This is a genomic window from Sphingomonas sp. FW306-1B-B10E (genome assembly GCF_058782005.1).
In genome coordinates, this window is the sequence record NZ_JBYSXG010000007.1 from 42631 (window position 1) to 64723 (window position 22093).

Here is a 22093-nt window from a genome sequence, read left to right on the forward strand (position 1 = left end):
CCGAAAAATGCAGCAAGCTTCGGACAGAGTCAATCTTTTTTGTCCGAAACTTGTAACTTACTTCGGACGGACCTGTCCAAAGCACGTACCATGCATCGGACACGATCGTCCGAACGATGCAGCAAGTTTCGGACAGCCCTCCCTTAGGGCATAAGGGGCCTCACCCCCACAGTCCGACTCTGCAGGTATATTTCGAACAAGCCAGACCATCCTATGTTCAGCAGTTGAGACCTGCCACATGCTCACACAGGAAAAGCGATTTGCAATCGATGCCCCCGGGTTAGATTCCAGCAACCCCGCCAACGAAGATAAGTCCGCCGTCCAGCTGTCACGTAGGGTTAGATGAACAAACGACAGCTTTCGGCAAACTGCCAAGGTCGGCTGAACGGCCGCTAGTGGGGCGCGAAGCGGTCGCGACAGTCAAGGGATTTGGGGTCCGGCACGACTCCGGCCGAACTGCCAGCTGATTCCATCGGACCGCATTACGCCGGCGACCGGCTTGCCCAGCTGGCGCGCAAGCGCAGGCCTCCACGGCACGAGCGTGAACTCGCGGCTGCGCTCCACCAGCGCATAGCGCCCACTGGCAAGCTCGACCTGTCGCGTCAGCCGACCCTCAATCCGCTGGCCCTGACCGAGCTCGACGAACGCCTTGCCGAGATCCTCGCGCAACGCGCCCGCGACCTGGAGCAGCTCGCGCCGTTGCAGCGCCGCAAGCACCCCGCGCCGCAGCTTGGCGACACCTTCGCCCTCGGGGTCGGCGAGCCCCTGCTCGACGAGCCATTGTCGCCGCGCCGCGAGCGCCGTGCGCACCTCGCGCCCGAACCCGGCATCGCGCGCCACGACCGGCTCCTCGCCGGCCAGGCTGCGGTCGAGCCAAGTCGCGGCCTCGGCGGCCGGCAGCCCGTCCAGCGGAACCGCAGACAGCGTCTCGATTGCGACGGGCCGGTCGCGAAGCTGCCGCGCCTCAAAGGCGGCGGCCCGCTCGACATGGTCGTCGGCGATGGCCCAGTTCCCGTCCGGCCGCCGCTCGGCCACGCCCGCCCGGCGCATCGCCTCGAGGCGGCGGATATGCGCTTCGGCAAAGGCCCGGCTGGCCTGCGGGTCGTGCTCGAGATGGAGCGCGACCGAATAGCGTCCGCCATGCGCCTTGGCGATCGCGGCGACGGCCCGGTCGACCTCACGGACCTCCGCCGTCCGTGGCGCCACCCGGACGATGGCGCCTTCCGGGGTCGGTTCCGAGGCTGCGGCGCGGCCGATATCGAGATAGTGCGCCCGACCGTCGATCCCGTCGACGAGCAGATAGTGGCGGTCGCGATGCTCGTCCGAGAAGCCGCGCCGGAGGACGCGTCCCACGACCGGCTCCCGCAGCTCGCCCTCGATGATCCGGTCGGCCTGCGCCCGCTCAAGCCGGCGCGCGGTCAGTTCGCGCTGCATCAGCCGGATGATGTCACCGCGCTCACCCATGCGGCGCAGCGTCTCCTCCAGGCCGTCGGCGAGCCGCCAGCGCCCGTTGCCCAGATCTTCGGCCAGTCCCATCGCCCCCAGCTTGCGCAGGCGGCCGGTGGCGACGGCCTGTTGGAACGGATCGTTGTGCGCGGGGCCGGTGATGCGGCCGGCATCCATCCGGCGAATGAGCCGGCGGTCGATCGCGGTCAGGCGCTCCTGCTCGACATCCCGGCGCAGTCGGTCCTGGATTTCGCGGTCGGTGCGCGGGCCCAGATCGAGCGTGGCGAGCTCGGCAGCGCGCTCGCGCAGCCCGTGCGCGATATATTCGCGGGCGATGACGAGGTTCTGGCCCTGGTCGTCGACGCCGCGCAGCATGATGTGGGTGTGCGGATTGTCGGTGTTGAAATGGTCGACCGCGACCCAGTCTAGCCGGGTGCCGAGGTCGTGCTCGGCCTGCGCCATCAGCCGGCGGACATAGGGCTTGAGGTCGGGATATTCGGCGCCATCCTCGGCCGACACGATGAAGCGGAACTGGTGGCGGTCGCCGGCACAGCGATCGAGGAACGCCTTGCGGTCGGCGGTGTCGACGTCGCGCCCGTAGAGCTCGCCGGGAGCGCCCTCGCGCGTCACGCCGTCGCGCTGGATGTAGCGCAGATGCGCGCGCGCCGCCGCGAGGCCGGTGCCGGCCATCCGTACCAGCCGCACCTTGACCATCGCGCGCCGCGCCCGGGCCCCGGCGAACCGGTCGCGGCTCGACAGCAGCCGGCCGATGCTCGCGCCGCGGCCGATCCGGCTGCCATCGAAGCGCCGCGCCCGCACGCCCGTCTTGCTGCCCGCGAGGCGCGCGGCGGCGAGCACGCGGCCGCCATATTTGACGAGGCGCTTGCCGTCCCTGGCGCCGGGCTTGCCCAGCTTCGGCGTGAACTCGTCGTCGCTCACCGCCGGCCTCGCGGAGTCTCGCAGAAATACACAGGAAACCGCGGATTTCCGTCATTCCCACGAAGCCTGTCTCGCGCCGCCGCGAGCAAGTCTCCCGAAAAAAGGATGTGCAGACAGTCACTTGAGCAGGATCGCGAGACACTGCCTTTATCTTGTTTTCCCTGTCTCTCCTGCCTGCCTCCCACCCGGCGCAAAAAGAGAGCCGGGACACGCTGCCCGTGCCGCAGCGCATCCCGGCCCGATCCGAGGCGGATTTCACGCATCCGCGAACGCCGTTCGCGCCTGCTCCGCGCGTCCGAAGCTGCGCTTGCCGAGCATCCCGTGCGCTTCGCCATCGCCGTCGACGAGCATCACCGCGACGAACCAGCGCCCGTCGATCCGCCCGAGAATCCGCACCCGGTCGAGCTCGATTTCGCCATCCTCGCCGCCTAGATAGCCGCCCAGCCAGCGTTCCTCGGCCCGAGCATCCCAGAAGAAATCGGCCTCCTCGGCATCGAGGAAACGCTGCGCGAGCGCCGCGCCCGCCTGCCGTCCGAACTCGATCTCGAGCCCCGAGACCAGTGCCGCCATCACGCGATCGGCCGCGTCCGAGATGGATAGAAGCTGTGCCATGATCAGTCTCCGCTTGCGGTCCTCACCATCGAGGACAGCGTCTCGAAGACGGACGGCGAAGCGGCGGTCAGGGCCGCCGGAGCGAACGCGCAGGCGCCGCGAAGCGGACATGGGGGAACCGATTTGCGCAGCAAATTGGGGGGCACCCATGGGCCTTGAGGGCCGCTTTGCCGCCCGTCATGCTGGGACTTCACGACGAGCCCTCCCACCTCGCCACGTCACGGCACCTCGCGGCGAAGCACGAATATCGCCGGCGCCTCGCTTGCCGTTGGGACCGTGGTGCCCGGTGCGGGCGCCTCCCGACGAACCAGGAACAATGTCTCCGGCAGTCTGGTCGCTACCTCGAGTGGCGCTGGCGCAGCACCAGTGACGCGCCGCAGATAGGCCATGGTCTCGGCCGGCAAATTCGCCTCACCGGCAAGCCACGCGGCGTAGCGCGCCGGCCCGGCATTGTACGCCGCGAACAGCCCGGGATAGCCGAAGCGGTCGTACATGCGCCGCAGATAGCAGGCGCCCGCGACGATATTGTCGGCGGGCAGATCGGGATCGTCGCCAAGGCCGAGGTCGGGCCGCAACTCGTCCCAAGTAGCGGGCATCAGCTGCATCAGTCCGGTCGCGCCCTTGGGACTGCGGATCGGCTGTCCGTCGAGCGTCGTTCGTCCTGCGCTCTCGGCGTGCATCACGCGCGCGATCCAGTCGCGGGGGACGCCGCATCGTGCCACGGCCGCGTCGATATCGGCCGACCAGCGCGACACCCCATTGGCCGGATCGGCCAGAGCCAGTGCGCCGGCGAGCACAAGGCTCAGCGCCGCCATATCAGTCTCGCCCGGCCGACCAGGTCATGGCCCGCGCTGATCCCGAAATAGCGCCCGTCGAACGATCCCGGCGCATCCGTCAGCAGCAGATATTCGCGGGCGAGCAGCCGGCGGCAGCCCTGCCACCAGGGCAAAGCGCGGCCGCTCGGATCGCGTGGCAGGCGGGTCGCGACGCGCACGCCATTGACCGAGACCTCGGACCGGGACGCGCAGACCAGGTCGTCGCGTGCGGCGGCCACGCGCTTCACCAGCGGGACATTGGCGGGGAGATAATGGCGCTCGGCGGCAAGCGCGCGCCAGCGTGACGGCGCCCAGGCGATCGCCATCTCGCCGCGCGCCGGCGCGTCGCCCGGCCATACCCAGTAGAGCCCGATCGGCGCGCTGGCGCTGGCATTCCAAACCAGTCGCGGCGCAGGTCCATAGATCGGCGGCACCGCCAGCAGGACCAGCGCGGCACCGCCGAGAATGCCCAGGCGCAGTTGGCGGAGTTCGCGCTGGCGACGGGCATGACGCGCTTCGCCCCAAGCGAGCAGCGGCGCGTCGCCGCGCTGGCGGTGCCGGTTCATGGCCGGATTCCGCGCGCGCTATGCCCGCGGCTCCAGGCGTCGAGATCGTCGACATGATATTGGACGTAGCGGCTGTGCCGGCGGAACACCGGGCCGTCGCCGCGCACGCGCATCCGCTTCAACTGGCGGCTGGAGAGCGCGAGATAGGCCGCCGCCTGCTCGGTATTGAGGAAGGGCGAGCCGCGCCGCGCGCCGGCTGCCCGCTGGATATCGTCGCTGTCCATGCCGTGCGTCCTCGCGGGCCTCGAATGGCACCGGAGATGACAAGCGGGGCATCCCGCGAGGAGTGTCGAAAACCGACCCCCGCGATTTCGACACCCCCAAGGACGGCGTCCCGCGCGGGGGCGGCGCGGGACGCAAGGGGCTCAGCGCGACCAGATCAGATTGTGCGTGCCCTGCTCGCCCTCGACCAGGGTCGCGTAGATCGGAGCGGGCAGCGACGGATCGTCGAGCTTGACCGAGACATAGGGCCGGTCCTCGCGCGAGGTCTTGGTCCAGCCGGCGCCGAACTCGACATTGCCCGAGTTCATGACCCGGTAGTCGGGCGCCTTCTCATTGTCCTTGCTCGCGGGGCGGATGCTCGCCTTCACGTTGAGCGTCAGGGTCCGGATGGTGCCGGTGAACACGCCGGAGTCGTCGCGGGTGAAGCTGCCGATGGTGGCCATGAATAGTCTCCTCGTTCCCACGAAGCCGCGCCAGTGCGGCCTCGATGGCGTCGAGGCGGCACCGCCAGCGGCCGCCATGCACCCGGCCCCGCAGGGCCGGGCCGCAGCGAAAGCGAAGGGCGGCCAAAGCCGGCTTTCTTGCCTCGCGAGGAAGGCGCCGGGGCGAAGCTCCAAGCCGGGGAAGAAAGTCGGCGACGCCGTTGCTGGCCAAGGCCGCGCGGTGCCAGACCGCCATCGTGAAAGAGGCCGCATGCGGTTGCCGGGTGGATACGGGAATGCAGCCTGCCCACCCTGGCGCGCCGTTCCGCGACCGTTCGGCTCGCCGCAGCCCGGCTGCGCACTGCCCCCGTGCAGGCTATGAAGTCGGGTCCAGGGGGAATGACATGACGGTATTGGACCAGGTCCGGGCACTGATCGAGCGGCTGTCGCCGGAGCCGGTGTGCGACGATTGCATCGCCGAGCGGCTCGGCCTGAGCGTCCGCCAGCACGCGAACATCAAGACCCGCGAGCTCGCCGGCCAGGGCGGGTTCGAGCGCAGGATCGACGCCTGGTCGCTATGCGGTGCGACCAAGAAGGTGATCCGGCGCACCGCGCACGGATGACGGCAGACCCTTCGACGCGCCCGCGCGGAGCGCGGATCGTCGCAGGCGGGTGGATTATCGCGGCAGTGCAGACTCGCCGGCCAGCAGGCTGGCATAGTGGGCGGCGAATTGAAGATGGAGTTTCGCGATCATCGGCGTCCTGGCTCTGTCCGCCTTGGCAAGGGCTGCGACGCGCCGCCGCTCGTAATAGTCGCGATCCCAGCCGTTCACGATGCGCCTCCGATGCTTTGGTGAGTCGTCACGCGAGTTCATACCAGCACCAGCGGGAGGGATCAAAACGCTCCGCGCGCCCAGGCGGAGCCAGGGCGCGCGGCGAAAAGGGTGCGGGGCGGCAGTGCCGCCCCGCAAGGGTTCAGGCCGCGAGCGGCTGCGGCTCGGGCACCGGTTCGGGCTGGGGCTCGGGGACCGGCGCGGGTCGCGCCGCCTCCACCTTGGCTGCGCTGACCACCGTGCCGACGCCGCCGCGCGTGGTGTAGGCCGAGGGCGGGAAGGCCATCCAGCGCGGCACCCACTGCTCGACCTTGGCGCGGCCACCGACGCCGCCGAGATGATCGGTGACGATCTTCTTGAGCGTCGCGCTCTTCTCGCCGGTATTGGCGCTGGCGACGATGTTGCCCGCCACTTCGGCGACGATGCAGGTCAGCACCTCCTTGTCGCGGACCAGCTCGAAAAGGGCGGCATCCGCCTGCCACCAGCGCGCCATATCGACGCCCAGCTCGAGCCCGACCGCCTCGACCGCCGGACTCCCGGCGGCCATCGTCTCGCCGATCAGCACCGCGATGACGTCCATCACCACCCGGTCGGGCAGGTCGAGCAGCGCTAGGAAGATCGCGGTGAGGCGGTCCCCCTCGGCGCCCTCGACACGCCCCTTGCAGATGGCCCCCGTGTCGGGATCGAAACCGAGCGCGGCCAGTAGCTTGCGCCGCTTGGCGTCGAACAGAGTCTCGCCGCGACAGGTCTCGACCGACTCGGCGGTGGCGTCGTTGCGAGCCTGTTGCGGCTCGGGATCGACCCGCCAGAGGTGCGAGCCAGCGATGACATGCGCGACCATCAGCCGGAGCGCCACCTTGGGCCGGGTGAGCAGCGCGGCGCGCACGGCGGCATGGCGATGCAGGTCGATATAGGTCTGCATCGGCCCGGTGATCTCGGGCCGAACCGGGTTGGGCTGGGTCGCCTCGGGCGCCTCGCCGCGCTCGATTCGCTTGGCTTCCTTGGCGGTCAGGTAGCCCTCGTGGAACACGACCTCGCCGCTCGCGCGCACGTCGATATAGACGCGCCCGCCCTTGCGCTTGGGCGCCTTCTGATGTTCCCACTGCTGGAACTGCTCTGCCGGGCCGATGATCTCGACGCCGGTCCAGCCCGCTTCCAGATAGGCGGCGCGACGCGCCTCGATCGCTTCGTTCTGTGCCGTCCAGAAGGCGTCGGCATCGCCGATATAGCGCCGCTCGTTGAACAGGTCGGCGACCAGCGCCAGCCGGCAAGTATCGACGTCGAACAGCGCATAGGACGCGCAGATCGCCTGCCCGCCGAACAGCCACCCGCGCAGCTGCCAGCCGGTCGGGCAATGCGTATCGGGCGCATCCCACAGCACCAGCCAGTCCTTCTGCCGCGCCTTGCTGGCAAGCGTGAGGTGGCGCACTGTCGAGGCGTCGATCTTGTCGTGGCGGTACAGGTCGCGGATGCGCGGCAGGAGGTTGCCGAGCGCCAGCGTGCGCCGCACCGCCAGCACCGGCAGCGCGAACGTGTCGGCGATTTCCTCCGGGGACTGGCCTTCCTTGACCAGCCGGACGAAGGTTTCCCAGCGCGTCACCTCGTCGGGGTCGAGCCGCGCCATGTTCTCGATCAGCGAGGCCTCGACGGCGGCGGCATCGTCTCCGTCTTCGAGGATCGCGCACGGAAAGACGAACGGCTCGGGCGCCTCCTCGCCTTCGCCGGCGCGCTCCCCGGCGATGATCTGCCCGGCGCGGAAGCGTCGGGCTCCGGCGAGGATGCCGAACCGATCCTCCTCACCGGGACGGACGATCAGGGTCTGGAGGATGCCGCGCTTGCGCACGCTCGGCAGGATGTCGGCGACATCTAGCGGGCGCTTGGCGAAGCGCATGTTCGCCTTGTCGACATAGAGCTTGTCGATTTCGATGAATTGGAGTTTCATGTGCCTGCTCCTTGTGAGCGCCGGCCCCGTGTATCGTGAGAAGTGCGCGGGACCGGTTTTCGGGATTGCGGCGAAAGGCGCGCCGCGCGCCTTTCCCGCCGTCACCCGGGCGGCGGAAACCGGTCGGCCAAGCCGGATGCGGTGTCGCTCGCGCGGCGCAGCAGCGTCTCGGCCCAGAGTATCGACCCAGCCTTGCGCGCCCATGCCGCCCAGTCGGACAGCGACACATTGGTCGCGAAAGCGAGGTCGCGCTCGATGCGGAGCCCAAAGGGAAGGCGCACCGACTCGATCTCGGAAATCGAGAACCAGCCCAGTTCCGGGCAGCCGAAACCGAGGTCCGCGAGCCCGAACAGCGCGTCGCCGTCCTCGGCCAGCTCGCTTGCCAGCCATGTCGCATCGGAGAGCGGGTTGAACAGCTTGACCAGCGGGCGCTTGTCGGCGGCGTCGCTGCGATATTGCGCGCGGAGCGCCGCGCGCAGTTCGGGGGTCAGGAGCATCATGCCGCCGCCTCCATCGCAGGAGCCTCGGTCTGAAAGGCGAGCAGATAGTCGGCGGCCTTTGTCGCGAGGCTGGCGGCGCGGAAGATCGCGCGATTGTCGGCGCGAAGCACGGCGAGCCAAGAGCCGAGATAGTCTGCATGACGAACGCTCGGCACGATCCCGAGCGCGGCGCACAGGAAGGCCGAGGCAAGCTCGGCTACCAGTTCCTCGCGCGCATAGCCCGCGCTGCCGAACGGGTTGGACAGGTCGCGCGCCAGACGCGAGGCATGCCCGGTCCAGTGGCCAAGTTCGTGGAGCGCGGTGCGGTAATAATCGATCTGGTGCCGGAAGGCGGGCTGCGGCGGCACCCGGACATAGTCTCCGCCCGGCGCATAATAGGCCTCGGCTCCGCCGATCCGGAAGTCGGCGCAGGTCGCTTCGATCAGCGCCTCGGCGACGGGCACGACTTCGCGCTCGGGAAGCGGCGCGGCGCGCGCCAGCATCCGCTCGGGCAGGCCGGCGCACTGCGCGACGTTGAACACGGTGAAGCCCTTGAGGAAAGGCACGGCGCGCGCCGCGCCGCCCTCGGCCGCCACGCGCTCCTTCTCGGCCTCGGGCGTGAACTTGTCGGCATAGACGACGCCGACGCCATGCTCGCCCTTGCGGACGCACCCGCCCGCGTCGACCGCCTGCTTGAAGGTCAGCCAGCCCTGCGAGGCATAGCCCCGCGCGATGACCTCGCCCCACAGGATTAGGACGTTGATCCCCGAATAGGCGCGGTTCGAGGCGGCGTTGCGCGGCAGGCCCGGCGCGGCGGCGGCGCTGTCCCAAGGCTGCACCCATGGGAAGCGCCCGGCCTCCAACTCGGCGATGACCCGCGCGGTCACCTCGTCATAGAGCGAGGCGCGAGCCGCGCCCCCGTCCACCTCTCCCGGCGCCAGACGCCGACGATCCTTGCCCACGGCCCGTCCTCCTCAAAAAAAACCGCACCCGGCCCCGGAAAGCGGGGTGGGCGGCGAGGAAGCCCGAAAAGGCCCGCGACCAGGGGCGGGGTGCACCGCAGGCAGGAACGCAAGTGGAGGACCCGGGCAGCGCCCGGGTTGCGCCCCGCCCGAGCGGGCCTAGAAGGGCGCGACGACCATCCCGCTGACCGGGACCGGCCCGGCAGCGCCGGCGCGCGAGCGCGCCGACCGCATCAACAAGCGCCAGCGATCGTCACCGCCAGGCCGGGACGCACCGCGGCCCGGCGGCGCGAAGCGCCGTAGAGCGCGGTCGCAGCAACGCGATGCAAACGACAAGAACGCACTCTTGCTGACACCGCAGGCGCGGCGGCGTGCGCGCGCAGCCATGTGCGCCAGCCGCCGTCGCGTCCCCCGGTCCAAGGCAAGTGTGCCTGCGCGGCCAACGAAGAGACGCGAACTCTGTCCGCTGCCTGCAGCGGCAGTGCGCGCACCGCAGAAGCCGCGCGCAACCCGATGGCATCGCGGCGCGAGGCGCCATCAGTGGAGCTTCTGCCCACGCGCTCTGTTGACCCGGAAACCCCAGCAAGCACCACGGACACCGCCCCGACCACCCCGATCGAATGCATCACCCGAGGCTCGCCGCGGTCGCATCCGGTGTCTCTGATCGGAGCATCGCTTGCGCGTCCATCGACGGCTGAACGGTTGCGGCTGTGTCAGTCAGACAGCAGTCGGCGCCCTAAACTGATCTTCAGCTCGCGGGAGCATCAGGAAGCAGCAGAATTTCGAGCCAGGGCCGAGCGCGCGTCATCAACGGAGCCTCTGCGATGAGATCGGCTTTTGCATCCTCGACGAGCTTGGTCGCCTCGGCCACCGCCGCGGCAACGCCAGGCGATGCGTCGACGTCGACGGCTCCGAGGCCATTGAGAATCAGCAGCAACTCCCAGTCGCGGACGACGTGCACACCTTCCGCATCCCGATACAGACCGACTACGATGCGGCTAACCTGCGCTTGCGTCCCGGTGACTTCGTCTTCGATCGCGACGAGCAGGAGAGGCCATTCGAGGCGCGCGCAGAGACCGACTGCGACCGACAGGTTCTCCGCTTCACGGAGCGACCGATCGAAAAGACGATGGCCAACGCCAATCACCCTTGTCGATGCGGCTGGGCCCGACAGCGCCCTGTCGAACGCCAACCCCTCATAGCGGTCTGCAAGCGCATAGTCCTGCCGCATCCAGACCTCGGGCGTCTTGATCTCCAGCCCATCGTCTCGCTTGAAAACGCGGCGGCCATTGAGGGCGATGATGCCTGAGAAGAAGCGCTCCAGGTCGGGCAGGTCGACCTTAGGGAGGTCCTTGCCCACCTGTTGGAAATCGAACCGGGCGACGTGCCCCAGCATCGTCTTGACGCGCTCGACGATATCTTCGCCGCCCAAGGTCGCCGTCTCGCGATTAAACCAATTTTCGAGACGTTCCCCGCCCTCTCGGGGGGCGCTGGCGAACAGAGTATCGAAATAGCCCGATCCAGCCATGCCAACCACAAGCTGGCTGATATCCTCGCGATCTTCCATGACGGTGCCGAGGGCCTGCTGGATGCGCTCGAGCTTCGAGTTCAAGAGTCCCCAGATCCGCGCCTCGACCGTGTCGGGATTGCGCAGGATGAAAACGCTGACCGGGCGCGTCTGGCCGTAGCGTGAAAGTCGCCCGACGCGCTGATGCAGGCGCATGGGGTTCCATGGCATGTCCACGTGGATCAACGTTGCACAACGCTGCTGGAGATCGATGCCTTCGCCGGCGGCCTCGGTAGACACTAGGAAGCGCACAGAACCGTCGTTCAGCGCATCCGCCGCCGCTTCCCGCGCATATTTGCGCGCCTTCGGAACGCCGTGGCGATCGATCAATCCCTCAAGGCGTTCATCGCCGTTGATGAAGGCGGCAGTGCCATGTCCGAAACGTTGATGGAGCGCATTTACGACCAGCGCCTGGGTCGCCTTATACTCGGTGAACAATAGCACGGGCTCGTTGAACGGCAGCTCGGACCCGATCAACTCCACGAGTGATGCTATTTTGGTTTCCTGTTCCACACGGTCGGCCAGGCCAATCAACTCGTCCAGACGCTCTATTTCATCATCGGTCAGGCCCGAAACCATCGCGGTCGGGAGCGCCTCGTCGAACTCTGCGTGGCTGTCCAAGTCTTCACAGCCGTCCGGCTCGACCGGATATTCGGCGCGCGTCTTCCCTTGGCCAGACAACTCCGACAGCTTGTTGCGCCGATTGGTGAGTGCGTGCCGAATCGCGGCTATGGAGCTCGCCGCAAGCTTTTGAAGCGTGATAAGCAGCAGCATCCGCGCCGACTGCGCTCGACCATCGAAAGTGGCGGCGTACGCGCGGCCGTCCACGATGAACGCGCTGAGCGTGTTGTAGAAAGTCTGCTCCGCCTCGCTGAAATGATACTCACGGCTCATCACCGTCATTTCGGTGAACAGCTTCTTCCCCTGCAGGTCCGTCGTCATCGCCTTGTTGTTTCGGATCATCGCCTTCGACAGGTCAGCCATCTGAGGCCATGGGTCATGATCCGGACTGAATAGGTCCGACCGCACAAGGCGCATGAGCGAGAGAAAGCCGAAATCCTTTCCGCGATGCGGAGTGCCGGTAAAGAACAGCAGCGAGTTGACCCGGCGTCGAGCCTCGAGATCTGCCAAGAGGCTATAGCTCAGCGTTTCACCGAGCCGCTCATCCGCGTTCAAGTGGTGGGCCTCGTCAACCACAACCACATCCCACGGCTCCGCTTCGAGAAGCCGTGTCCGCGCACCACGACGATCATCGCGCAGGGTGTGGATCGATGCGACCACCATATTTGCCGTGCCCCAGAAGTCGAGACGGTCGGTGTCGCTGTCCTTGGAATAGGCCTGGAGCCGGATGTCAAACATCTGCCGCATGCGCGCCTGCCACTGTGGCACGAGCTTCGCGGGGGCCAGGATCAGCAGTCGCTTGACCTTGCCGCTGGCAATGAGGGGCATGAGCACCAGGCCACATTCGATCGTCTTACCCAGGCCGACGTCGTCGGCGATGAGCCAGCGAAACGGCCACTGGCTGTTGACCCGGTGGCATACCCAGAGCTGATGGGGGAGCAACTGGACCCGCGAGCGGGAGAATACGCCCCATTGATCATTTATCGAGCGGATCGCTAGCGCCTGCGCCCTCAGCAGCGCCGCTCGACTATCTACCGCCTCAAGGCCGGCGGTGTTACCAAGGGAGACTTCAAGGCGCAGATCTTCGCGCAAAAGGGATTCGACGCGGCCATCGAACCGCACCAGGACGATATCCCCGACATCGGCCACGACCCTGCCCACGCCATGAACGGAATGCTGTACCTTCGCTCCCGGCTCGAACATCAACCTACCCTATTCTTCTTCGTCGAGCGGGCCGAGCACTGCACTGTCAATGCCGGCAGCGTCCAGAGCTTCGAGCAGCTCCTCGCGATAGTCCCTACGGGCTATAAGCTGCAGGGGAAGATCGAAATCGCCGCTGAACAAAGCGCGCGGCAGACCGATTGCCGCGACGATCTCATCATATTCGAGGCCGGTCAAATCCATATCCCCCGGCGGGCCAAGCCGGATATTGGCGCAACGTAGGAGCCGCCGAACTCGCCTTGACGCGGTCCAGCAATAGCGATGGAGCAGTGGCGCGTCGGCGGGATCATAGACGGAGTTGCGTACCAGCTCGCGGATCAACCAGTTGATGCCCATGCCAATCGATCGGTCGATGGTCGCCGCGTTGATGCCCATCGCGCCGATGATCTGCGACTGGAACGGGCGCGTTAGGTCTCGCAAGGCGATGTCGCCCTCAGCGCGAATGATCGCCGGAAGGCTACGGATGATACGCGTAAATTCTGGTAGGAAGCGCGCGACAGCGTAGAGGTCGACCAAACACCGGTGCCAAGGGACGAATATCTGGTCGCCCGCGTCCGGTTCGCTCCATTCGACCAGCCGGTCAATCCAGGCCTGCTGATCATTGGTCGCGGCCAAGTCCGCTAGGTCGGCCCACCAGCCATCCTGCATCGCGCGTTGAATGAAGCCCCTAAACTGCTCCTCCTGGGTTCGCCCGAGGGTGTGGAACACAGCGATGGCGAACATCGTGAACCACGTGGTCGGATCGCCCGCCCGCAAAAGTGTACAATCGAAGTCCTCGGGGTAAAGTGCCTCGTCATAGGCCGGAACTTCTTGCGCCCGCGCGCCCAGCCACCAGTCATGGATTGCCTCCAGAAACTCAGTCGGATCTGCGGGGGGCGGCGGCGGGGGAATGAACGAGGGCGGTTGAATGGGAGGCATCTGCGCCATCAGGGCCAGCAAAAGGGTGACGTCGCCCTCGGCCCAGCCGTCGCAAAGCACATGACCACGCAACAGCCCGAGTGGCGAGGGTAGCCAATCGAGCGGGTCGTCTCCCACTGAGCGAGCGAGATTTTGGTCGAGAAGCAGGTAGCGCAAAAACGCCTGCTGCCTTGGCAGGTCGGTGGCGCGATCCGCCCAGCCACGTAGGAGCGCCACGCTCGGAACAAAGCCGGAGCGAACACGCGCTAGCCGGAAGAATGCCAGTGCGTCGCCGTCATAAACAGGGGACAGCCGGTTCTCATCGGGCGCAAAGGCAGCACGGGCGCGTTCAGTCTCCTCTGGACTCTCCGGCATAACGAGGAGCCGCGGAGTCGACCATGTGCCGGCGCTCGACAGGAACAGGGAATTGGCGGCCACATTCAGCAGGTCATTGCGCTCGATTGCAAACTCCTGCTGTTCGACGGTCGTGAGCGTCAATACCGTACCGATGCGCTCGGCCTTGGCGCGATCGACCTGTCGATCTTCACCCAGCTCACGCGCCAGCAAGTTTGCCAGCGATAAGGGCGAAGGCGACGCAGCGCGCAGGGCGAGGAGGCGCTCGCCAACCTCCCAGGACACGATCGTTCCGCTGAGCGCCAGGAGCGCGGGCCAGGTTGCGACACTACCATAGACCGAGGGATTGGAGAGGACAGCGGACGTTCGGAGCCGGACCTCCGTCGCGCGCACAGGCAGGTCATAAGGGGGTGGCAGTCCGGTAGCCAGCGCGGCTCGGGCTCGCCACAACCCGCCAAGGCCGCGATCATCCAGATGGAGCTGCGCTTCGCGAATCCCCCGGGCATCGCGCTCGAAAAGCGTCGCAAGCCCGCTCCAAAACCGCGGCATGCATGTCGGATCAATGCCGAAGGTGGCAGCGAAACCGGCAGGGTCTTGCTCTACGACGTCGAACAGCGCGGTCAGCTGCTCGCCAAGGCGGGACCCAAGGCGACGGAAGAATTCTTGTTGCTGTTCGACGGAACCCTTGATGTGGCTGCGCCCAGGGTCGACTTCGAAAGGCCCGTTGAGGATCCATCCAGATTGGTTTTGTTCCTCGAGCGGAACGAGGTTCCAGATAGCGCTGCTGGAATGAATGCGTTCTGGCCCCGACAGACCGATGCCGATCAACATCATGAAGCCGTCGCCGAGATCGAACCGCAACGCCCGCCGTCGCCCGCTGCCACGATTTCGAACCACAGCCAGGCCTTCTGGCGACCGGTCTCCCGGCAGGGGATCGATATCGGTTCCGAAGGTCCCTCCGGAAACATCGGCTATCGTGATATCGCGGATGCGCCTCGCGCACGCCGGTAGCCATTCGATGCAGGCGAGGAATGCGGCTAGCGCGGTCTCGGCCTCCTCGGATTTATCCTCGTCGATCGGCAGTGCGGTGAGAGTCGCTGCTAAGCTGCTCCGCGCATGGTCGCGTGCAGCCTCGACGCCCGATGGCCATTCGCATGGGATGAACCCGCCTACGATCTCGGCGGCGATGAATCCGCTGGCGATGCGGGCCGAGCTACTGATCATATGCACGGTCTTGAAGCCGAGCCCGAATTTCCCAGTGGTGCCCAATTCGGCCGGCTTTTCGGAATGATTGATCGCGAGCATATTATAGAGATCGTTTCGAAATCCCCGCTGCCGTGTCTCGCTCATTCCTCGGCCGGGATGGTTGATCGGTCGGCCCCAATGAATCAGCGAAAGGTTCGAGGGTGCTCCGTTCTCCCGGGTCACTTCAATGCATAGCTCGCCCGAAGGGGCATCCATCTGGACGTAAGCGTCGTCCGCGTTCTGGAGCAGTTCGAAGAGTACCCTCGCTTCCGAATAACCCATCTGGGCGATTTTCGCCCGGACAGCGGCCAACAGCTCGTCCGCGGCCGCCGGTTCTTGCAAGCTGTTCCACAGCCCGTCTTTGGCCAACGCCAGCAAGGTCGTCTCCCTGGCAGGCACCATGTCGAAGCGGTGAAGCGCGGACCGCACCGCGCCTGCGTCGGGGAGCACGAGTGTGCGGATGTGGCTCGGCGCCTGATCGCGCAGCTTTGCGATCGCCTCGTCTATCGTGACCTGTTCGATCTCGAAACTTAGCTCGAACGCGTTGAATAATGCTTCGCGCTGCGACGGCATCGCCAGGAGGAGCGCGGGGCACAGGCCATTGATAAATTGCTCGAACAGCCTTCTCGCCGTGCGACGATCCGAGGTGCAGTATCGTACCAGCGCGAGGTCGACGACATGGACAGATCGACCCTGAGCATCATTGAGGCGATGCCGCGTGCCTAGCGGATCTCCAACCAGGAGGTTCTGGCCTTCACCGCCCAGCGGGATCGAGCATAAAGTGCCGGCGGCCGATCGGACACTGACTTCCTGGGTCACGATCGATGCCCTCAGCAGGGTAGCGTCGAGGACCGAGCGGAGGTCATCCGACTCCATGTGGGGCGCGAGCGCTTCATCGAGCGACTGCCATATCAAGGCATGGGACCCGCGTCGCGTCTCGGCTTCCCATGTCCCTACCAACGCCACGATCTCTGGATCGCGCCCCAGCAGGCCCAACAGGAAAACAATCGCGTCGGCCGGTACAAGCCCGCGCCACGGTTCGAAATAGGCGCGCATGGCTGCGGCAAACCTCGCACGCTCTGCGTCGAGGTCAGCCGAAGGTGCTTCGGCATTGGCGTTGCCGTCGTCGGTTCCTAATGGGTGCTCCGGAGCCGACGGCAAGAGTGCAGCGTAGCGTTCGTCCAGCACAAAGGCGGGATCAGCACCGTGGGCACGCAGCGCTATCTGGTCGGCGCGACGGAAATGCCCGGAACTCGCAGGTAACAGCAGCTCGGGCGGAGTGGCGCTCGCCGGCCCGACCAGGACATCGACGGTGGCCGCAAACGTCGCCGCGTGAATTTGCGCTGCAGCTTTCGACCCGGCCGTGGAAGCTGTCGCGGCTGCTGCCACGGCATTGAGATGGTCGACCAATTGCCCTTGGGGTGGGACGCCACGCAAGGCCTCGGCCACGGCAAGGGTGCTGCTGGGGTCGGTCGCCGCCCGGAGAAGCGCCGACAGGAACGGCCAGGCCGGGAGATCAAGATCGGATCGTGTCAGCGCCAATTCTGACAGATTTCGGAGTTCGGCGCGCGGGTCGACTACCACTCCGATCAAGGCTGCATCCTCGACCAGTAGTTCGAGCGCCGTCAAGGAGTCCGCGTCCCCCGGCAGGATCAGCTCGCGCAGATGCGCTACCGCGCGATGGTCGCGCACCAAGCCAGGCAGCCGGTCGAACGGGACGAAAGAGGCATCGGGAATGAGCGCCCGAAGCTCAGCGTCCACCTCGGGGGCAAGGCACAGGATCTCGCTACCCGACCTGGCGCCACCTTCGCCGTCCGGAATCCAGCGCGCTGACAGCAAGCGCGCCCGCACGCCCTGAAGGTCTGGTTCTGATGCCACCACAATGGCATCCAGGATGGCTTCTGCAAAATCCGCCACCTCGGCCTGGGCGAGGGCTGCTTCGATCTGCGCGGCTGCACTCCAAGGCGGAATGCACTCCTGGACCTTAGCCAAGACCCTGTCGGGCCACGGGTCGAGCAGCGCGACGGTGCTGGCGAGCAAAGGCGATACGGGAAAATCCGCCATACGAAACAGGGGCGCGTCGACACTCGCAAGGCGGCCATCGCGCGTCCGAAAAAGGGGAAGGCGCTGGAGTATCTCCGGCGACAGGTCGCTGCGCAGTATCGCCTGCGCGTCATCGTCACTGAGTCTATCCATGAGGCCTTCGCGATGGGCCTGGGCGATCAGGTCGGCCATCGCATTCGGCTCGAGGCTTGCGATAGCGAGCCTGCGGCGATCGGCGCCCGACAGATTGTCGGCGATTGCTGGCGGGACAAGCTTGCTGGTACCAAGGGCGCGCGCCGCGTCCGTGGCCAGGCGTGCGAGCGCGGGCACGGTGTCGGGCAGTGCCACGAGCTCCGCGCCAAGTTGGGCTGCCTCCGGCTCGCCAATGCACAAGATGCGCAGCAGCGAGGATTCGAATCCTTCAGTCCGCAGGAGCTGCGCAAGCAGCGCGCCGCGCGCTTCGACTCCGCCGAAGCGGCGGGCGTCCGATAGGATCCGCGCGGCTGCCGACGCGCTACCCGGCGTCTGGAGGCCCAGCTTAGCAGCGGCACCGCTACCGTCCGGTAGTCGCACGGCATAGAGTTCTACATCCTCTACCGCCGCGGCCAGCGCCGGGAGCAGGCCTCCCGGTTGATTGGTGAAAAGACGGCCGCGGTCAGCCAGCTCGGCTAGTGCAGCAAGGGAAAAGGGCTCGAAATCGTTGCTGCCAACACGACGAACCCTGACCACGCGCAAATGACGAGCACGCTCGTTGAGGAGAAGCTCGGTCAGTGCCGGGCCGGCGCCAAGAATGGCCGCAGCCGCCGCGTTGGCCTGCTCGCCAAGGTCACCACTGTCGGTGAGCATGGGCTCGAGGGCCTCGAGCCACGCGATTGTCACCCCCACCGGAAGCGCAGCAGCAGTTGGCGGCACCCCGGCCGGAGGGGCAATCACGGCACGAATGGCCAGCATCTCGGGACTCGCCGATGCGAGCGCTCGCAGAATCTGCCGGTTCTCGACGCTGTTTGGCAACGCGAACAATTGGCTCGAAGGCGCGTGGGCCACAATCCGAGCAAGTGCGGTTGGGCTTGCCAGCGGCGCCTCGGCGACGAAGGCCCGGCGGATGAGTTCCACCAGCTTGCGGCGGCTCTGTGGATAGCCTTCGCCTAGCACCGCCTCAAGCAGGTCGCCGAATGGCTGGGCAGCGTCGACAGGACTGCGGTGCAGGGCGCGGGGATCGAGAGTGTCGAGCAGCCCTGCAAGCTCCTCGTCCGGCCATCGCGGGCTGCGGTTCGCTAGGACCGCCCTACGATCGGGGGTCAGCACGCGCTCGTGGCTAGATGCCCATTGCAAGAAGCCGGGGAACAGGCGCGCGACCATGTCCGGCGCAAGCCGATCGGTCGGCGCAAGGGGCCTGATCGAGGCGGCAGGCGCCAAGGTCCAATGCAGCGCGCCCGCATCGTTGAAGCCCTCGACGAGCGCGCTTTCACCAGCGGCATAGGTCGCGAAATTGTCCCACCATTGGCTCGATCGGATCGCCCTGGCGACGACACGTCGTTGGGAGGCAGTGAGCGATAGGTCGTCGAAGGCGGCGAGCAAAAGCGGCAGGGTCAGGGGAAGGGTCGCGTCCTTTCGCACCATCGCGTTCCACGCATTGCGCAAAGTCTGGTCAGAATCGCCCGGCACGGGGTCGAAGGCGACCGTTTGGCGGCCGCTATCGACGAAGAAATAGCCATGCAGAAAAAGATCGATCCGGCCGATGGTCGGCTCACCGAGCGGTATGCGGGTCTCGAGCGGGGTGCCGACGGGCAGGAATGCGCCGATATGGATATGGAGGGCGGCCTCAGGCACTCCGATCGCCCGGGTGACGACTACCGCTCCATGGGGTGCCGCTTTCTCAGGGATGTTGTCGAAGTCATGATCGACGGTCGTTGGCCAGCGGCTGTCCTCAGTAAAGGCACCTGCGATTTCTTGCCCGAGTTGCGTTTCGCGCCCGCTGAACCGCGACGACGCGCCGGGCTCGCCTAGGTCCATCGTCCCGGCAAAGACCCGCGTGAAAGCCCCCTCCATTATAGGCCCGGAGAGTCGGGTGCTGCGTTCGTCGATCGAGAGCCGCACCATGGTGCCGCCCTTCATGCCGATGGAAATGGTGCTGACGTGACGAAGTGCTGACGCAATCCGGGCAAGCGCGGTCCGTTCGCCATAGGTCGCGAGGATGGCGGCGAGGCTGGGCTCGTGGGTGGTGAATCCGCCGCCAGGGGAAGGGCGCAGCGTGGCGCTGCGAAAGGGAATATAAATCGCGACGCCCTTCGTGCCGAATCCAGCTTCCACGCAAGCATTGGCTATCGCCGCGCTGTCGGCATCGCCGAAGCTCTCCCAGGATCGCGCAGGCGTGTCGGCGTTGGGATTGAGCTCGACGAAGGGGTTGATGATCTGATGAGAGAGCATGTTGTGCTCGTCCTCGATCCATCCCTGAACGACGAAGGCATCACAAAGATTGAACAAGGACTTCTGGCCGAGACCGAAGCGCCCAATCTTCGCCACATCGCGCGCCTTGTCGCTTCCGCTCGCCTCAGCCATCGCGTCGAACTGTTGTCGGGTTAGCGTCCCGTCGTTTACGACGAGCAGGCCAGCCCCTCGCAGCAAGGGGTTATTGGCTCCCGGAAGGCCGGCGAAGCCGATGACGGCGATCCGCGTTGCACCGGCATCATCGCCGTTCTGGATGATTTCCTTGATGACGGAGGCCGGGCCATATTGGTCGCGAAGTTGATTGCGGATGGCATTGATCGTCTGCCGCGCACTAGACTTCAGACCTGGCATTCGAAACTCCGCTTCTTTGTATCGTCGGCGGGGTTCAGCTTGGTGCTGCTCTGCACACCAAGATCGACGCCACAAGTGTCGATCAGCGGCGCGAGCGCGGCAAAGATGTTGTTCCACGAGTGCATCACAAGTTCAGCCGCAGTCGCCATGCCGCCGATCACTTCTGAAGATCCCACCTAGCCCCACCTGTTGCATTGCCTTCAGCATGCCCCGCTCAAGGTTTGCACGAAGCGGCTTGCACGGCAACGAGCAAGCAACGGCCTTCCGGCCGCGTTGGTCAGCGAACGGAAGGCTCAACCGCCAACCAGCCTACGCCAGCCCCCCGCCGCCATAGCCCGCGCCTCGGATGCGCGCCGTCGAATTCGCGACATCAGGAAGTCGGATCGCCCCTTCCACTCCGCACGGACGCTCTCCTCGCCATAGAGGGCGACGGCCATCTCGCGGTACGACGCGCCTGCCGCGATTGCATCCCCGATGCGCAGTGTCTCAAGTCGCCGCGGCAGACCTGGCTCAGTCGGATAGAGCGTTCCGGCGAAGCGTCCAGTGCGCCAGAGCCCCAGCATTCGCCGAAGGGTCAGGACATGGGCATCCACCGTGCTCAGCCCGGACAAAAGATAGTCGAGGCGCGCCGGGCCTTCCTCGACCAGCGTGCCCTCGACGACGTCGATCCGGATGCGATGCCAGCCATCCGACAGGGCAACATGCTCTCGACCGCCGCCACGTACGATCGTCGCCCAGCGCATCAGGCGCGCGAGGTCGATCGCCTCGGGGTCCGACCCTTCGACCGGAAAGGCGCGGACCTGCAGCACGAACGGGTCGAGATCCGCGTGCCAGAGCAGGCGCGCCTCGGGTGCGGGGCGGGCGGCATCCTCGGCGAAAGCACAGCCCGAAAGCCCGGGCGTCCGCCTCCATCTCGAGATGAGGTGCCATGCCGCGGGCGCTCCGCAGCCGAGCGCTCAACATCGCATAGGCTGGATCGCGGCGTAGCCATTCCCAGGCTAGGCCGGCGCGATCGATTCCGGCCAGCGCGCGGTAGGGCGCGCTGTCGCGCCAGTCCGGCCGGCGGTCAGGCGCGAGCCCCATCGCCAATCCGGCGGGGCATTGGGCTTGCAGCCGAGCGACTTAGCCCGGGTTGCTGCCACGCGAATTTGCCCTCTCGCCCGGAACGGACTAAACACGGCCCCTTATCGATCCGACCGCCGCGCTGACGGGAAAGCGGTGCGCGCGGCAAGGGCATGGCTCGGGCAAGGGCGCCGCGGCTTGGGGTGCGCGCCGTATCGGTACGGCAATGCTCATGGTAGTCGCTACAGCACAACAATTCGCAAGCGCGGCGGAGGCCGCTGCCAGCATCGTCGAGCTCGACCGCCTGGTTGATGCGATCACGCGCGAAATGGGGTTCCGCTATTACGCGCTGACCCATCATGTCGACATCTGGCGGGCGCCACAGCCGTTGATTCGTATCCATAACTATCCCGCCGAATGGGAAGCGTTCTTCGATGCCGAGGGGCTTGGCCGCTCGGACCCGGTGCACCGGGCGAGCCATTTGCGGAATCTCGGCTTTCCCTGGACGATGCTGCGCGAGCTCATCGAGCTGAGCCGGCGCGACGAGGAGATCATCGCCCACTCGAAGCGTGCCGGTCTCGGGGACGGCTATACTGTGCCCGCGCACATTCCCGGCGAGTCGGAGGGCTCGTGCTCGTTCGCTACCGTCCAGGGCCGGAGCTACCGCGTCGAGTGGATCCCGCTCGCGCAGTTCGTCGGCACGGCGGCGTTCGAAGCCGCGCGCCGCCTCTCGGGCCTGCGCCGTCTCGACCTCGACCGGCCAAGGCTCAGCGACCGGCAGCGCGATTGCATCTATTGGGCGCGGCAAGTCGGAGTGGGAGACGGCGCAGATCCTCGGCATCGGGCATGGCACGGCGATCCAGCACATGAAGGAGGCGCGGCGCCGTTACGGAGTCTTCAACAAGACCCAGCTGGCGATCCATGCCCTCTATGACGGGGCGCTCACCTTCACCGATGCGATGATCCGTTAAAACTCCCCATTTCTGGGGAGTGGTCAGCTTCGGCCGCCAGGCACAGCATCGGGTCTCCAGGAAATGGGGAGCCCG

The 22093-nt window shown here is 66.5% G+C and carries 16 protein-coding genes and 1 pseudogene; 2 read left to right on the forward strand and 15 right to left on the reverse strand.

All coding sequences use genetic code 11. The features are described from left to right. Positions 1-420 precede the first annotated feature (420 nt). The 6 genes from rlxS to AC3WJI_RS04450 all read right to left on the reverse strand — a co-directional run bounded on the left by rlxS (position 421) and on the right by AC3WJI_RS04450 (position 5043). Positions 421-2385, reverse strand: coding sequence for a relaxase/mobilization nuclease RlxS (rlxS, locus tag AC3WJI_RS04425; protein ID WP_492756036.1), 1965 nt, complete (start codon positions 2383-2385; stop codon positions 421-423). Positions 2386-2640: 255 nt separating this feature from the next. Continuing rightward, complete coding sequence (locus AC3WJI_RS04430; protein ID WP_492756037.1) at positions 2641-2997, reverse strand: hypothetical protein; 357 nt, start codon at positions 2995-2997, stop codon at positions 2641-2643. A 218-nt stretch (positions 2998-3215) separates the two neighbouring features. After that, a complete protein-coding gene (locus tag AC3WJI_RS04435) occupies positions 3216-3812 on the reverse strand; it encodes a lytic transglycosylase domain-containing protein (protein WP_492756038.1) in 597 nt (198 codons plus the stop codon). Beyond that, positions 3800-4378, reverse strand: a complete 579-nt coding sequence (locus tag AC3WJI_RS04440; protein WP_492756039.1) for a S26 family signal peptidase — start codon at positions 4376-4378, stop codon at positions 3800-3802. The genes AC3WJI_RS04435 and AC3WJI_RS04440 overlap by 13 nt, the downstream gene beginning before the upstream one ends. After that, entirely contained in the window at positions 4375-4602 is a 228-nt protein-coding gene (locus AC3WJI_RS04445; RefSeq protein ID WP_492756040.1) for a helix-turn-helix domain-containing protein, read from the reverse strand. Before AC3WJI_RS04445 ends, AC3WJI_RS04440 begins: the two co-directional genes overlap by 4 nt. Before the next feature lie 141 nt (positions 4603-4743). Further along, positions 4744-5043, reverse strand: a complete 300-nt coding sequence (locus tag AC3WJI_RS04450) for a DUF736 domain-containing protein (RefSeq protein WP_492756041.1) — start codon at positions 5041-5043, stop codon at positions 4744-4746. A gap of 383 nt (positions 5044-5426) precedes the next feature. Between AC3WJI_RS04450 and AC3WJI_RS04455 the strand changes: the two genes are divergently transcribed. Next, positions 5427-5645 (forward strand): hypothetical protein, encoded by a 219-nt coding sequence (locus tag AC3WJI_RS04455; RefSeq protein ID WP_492756042.1) that lies wholly within the window; start codon positions 5427-5429, stop codon positions 5643-5645. Positions 5646-5699: 54 nt separating this feature from the next. Here AC3WJI_RS04455 and AC3WJI_RS04460 read toward each other — a convergent pair whose 3' ends face one another. The 9 genes and pseudogenes from AC3WJI_RS04460 to AC3WJI_RS04500 form a co-directional block, all read right to left on the reverse strand. Further along, entirely contained in the window at positions 5700-5855 is a 156-nt protein-coding gene (locus AC3WJI_RS04460) for a hypothetical protein (protein WP_492756043.1), read from the reverse strand. 142 nt (positions 5856-5997) lie between these two features. Next, positions 5998-7797, reverse strand: coding sequence for a ParB/RepB/Spo0J family partition protein (locus AC3WJI_RS04465; RefSeq protein WP_492756044.1), 1800 nt, complete (start codon positions 7795-7797; stop codon positions 5998-6000). A 101-nt stretch (positions 7798-7898) separates the two neighbouring features. Next, positions 7899-8297 (reverse strand): DUF2958 domain-containing protein, encoded by a 399-nt coding sequence (locus tag AC3WJI_RS04470; protein WP_492756045.1) that lies wholly within the window; start codon positions 8295-8297, stop codon positions 7899-7901. Continuing rightward, the gene (locus AC3WJI_RS04475) at positions 8294-9238 is read right to left on the reverse strand and encodes an ArdC family protein (RefSeq protein WP_492756046.1); all 945 of its coding nucleotides are present in this window, start codon (positions 9236-9238) and stop codon (positions 8294-8296) included. Before AC3WJI_RS04475 ends, AC3WJI_RS04470 begins: the two co-directional genes overlap by 4 nt. Before the next feature lie 748 nt (positions 9239-9986). After that, positions 9987-12629 carry a DEAD/DEAH box helicase gene (locus AC3WJI_RS04480; RefSeq protein ID WP_492756047.1) on the reverse strand — a complete coding sequence of 881 codons (2643 nt, stop codon included), beginning with the start codon at positions 12627-12629 and terminating at the stop codon, positions 9987-9989. Positions 12630-12638: 9 nt separating this feature from the next. Beyond that, the gene (locus tag AC3WJI_RS04485) at positions 12639-19985 is read right to left on the reverse strand and encodes a sacsin N-terminal ATP-binding-like domain-containing protein (RefSeq protein ID WP_492756048.1); all 7347 of its coding nucleotides are present in this window, start codon (positions 19983-19985) and stop codon (positions 12639-12641) included. Continuing rightward, positions 19973-20146 (reverse strand): hypothetical protein, encoded by a 174-nt coding sequence (locus AC3WJI_RS04490; protein WP_492756049.1) that lies wholly within the window; start codon positions 20144-20146, stop codon positions 19973-19975. The genes AC3WJI_RS04485 and AC3WJI_RS04490 overlap by 13 nt, the downstream gene beginning before the upstream one ends. Before the next feature lie 132 nt (positions 20147-20278). Then, on the reverse strand, positions 20279-20794 hold the full coding sequence (locus AC3WJI_RS04495) for a DNA -binding domain-containing protein (RefSeq protein ID WP_492756050.1): 516 nt from the start codon (positions 20792-20794) through the stop codon (positions 20279-20281). Between the two features lie 76 nt (positions 20795-20870). Then, positions 20871-21068: pseudogene (locus AC3WJI_RS04500) on the reverse strand (transcriptional regulator domain-containing protein); the annotation flags it as partial. 211 nt (positions 21069-21279) lie between these two features. On the opposite strand from AC3WJI_RS04500, the gene AC3WJI_RS04505 reads away from it, so the two are divergent. Then, positions 21280-21981, forward strand: a complete 702-nt coding sequence (locus AC3WJI_RS04505) for an autoinducer binding domain-containing protein (RefSeq protein ID WP_492756051.1) — start codon at positions 21280-21282, stop codon at positions 21979-21981. The last annotated feature ends 112 nt before the right edge of the window (positions 21982-22093 follow it).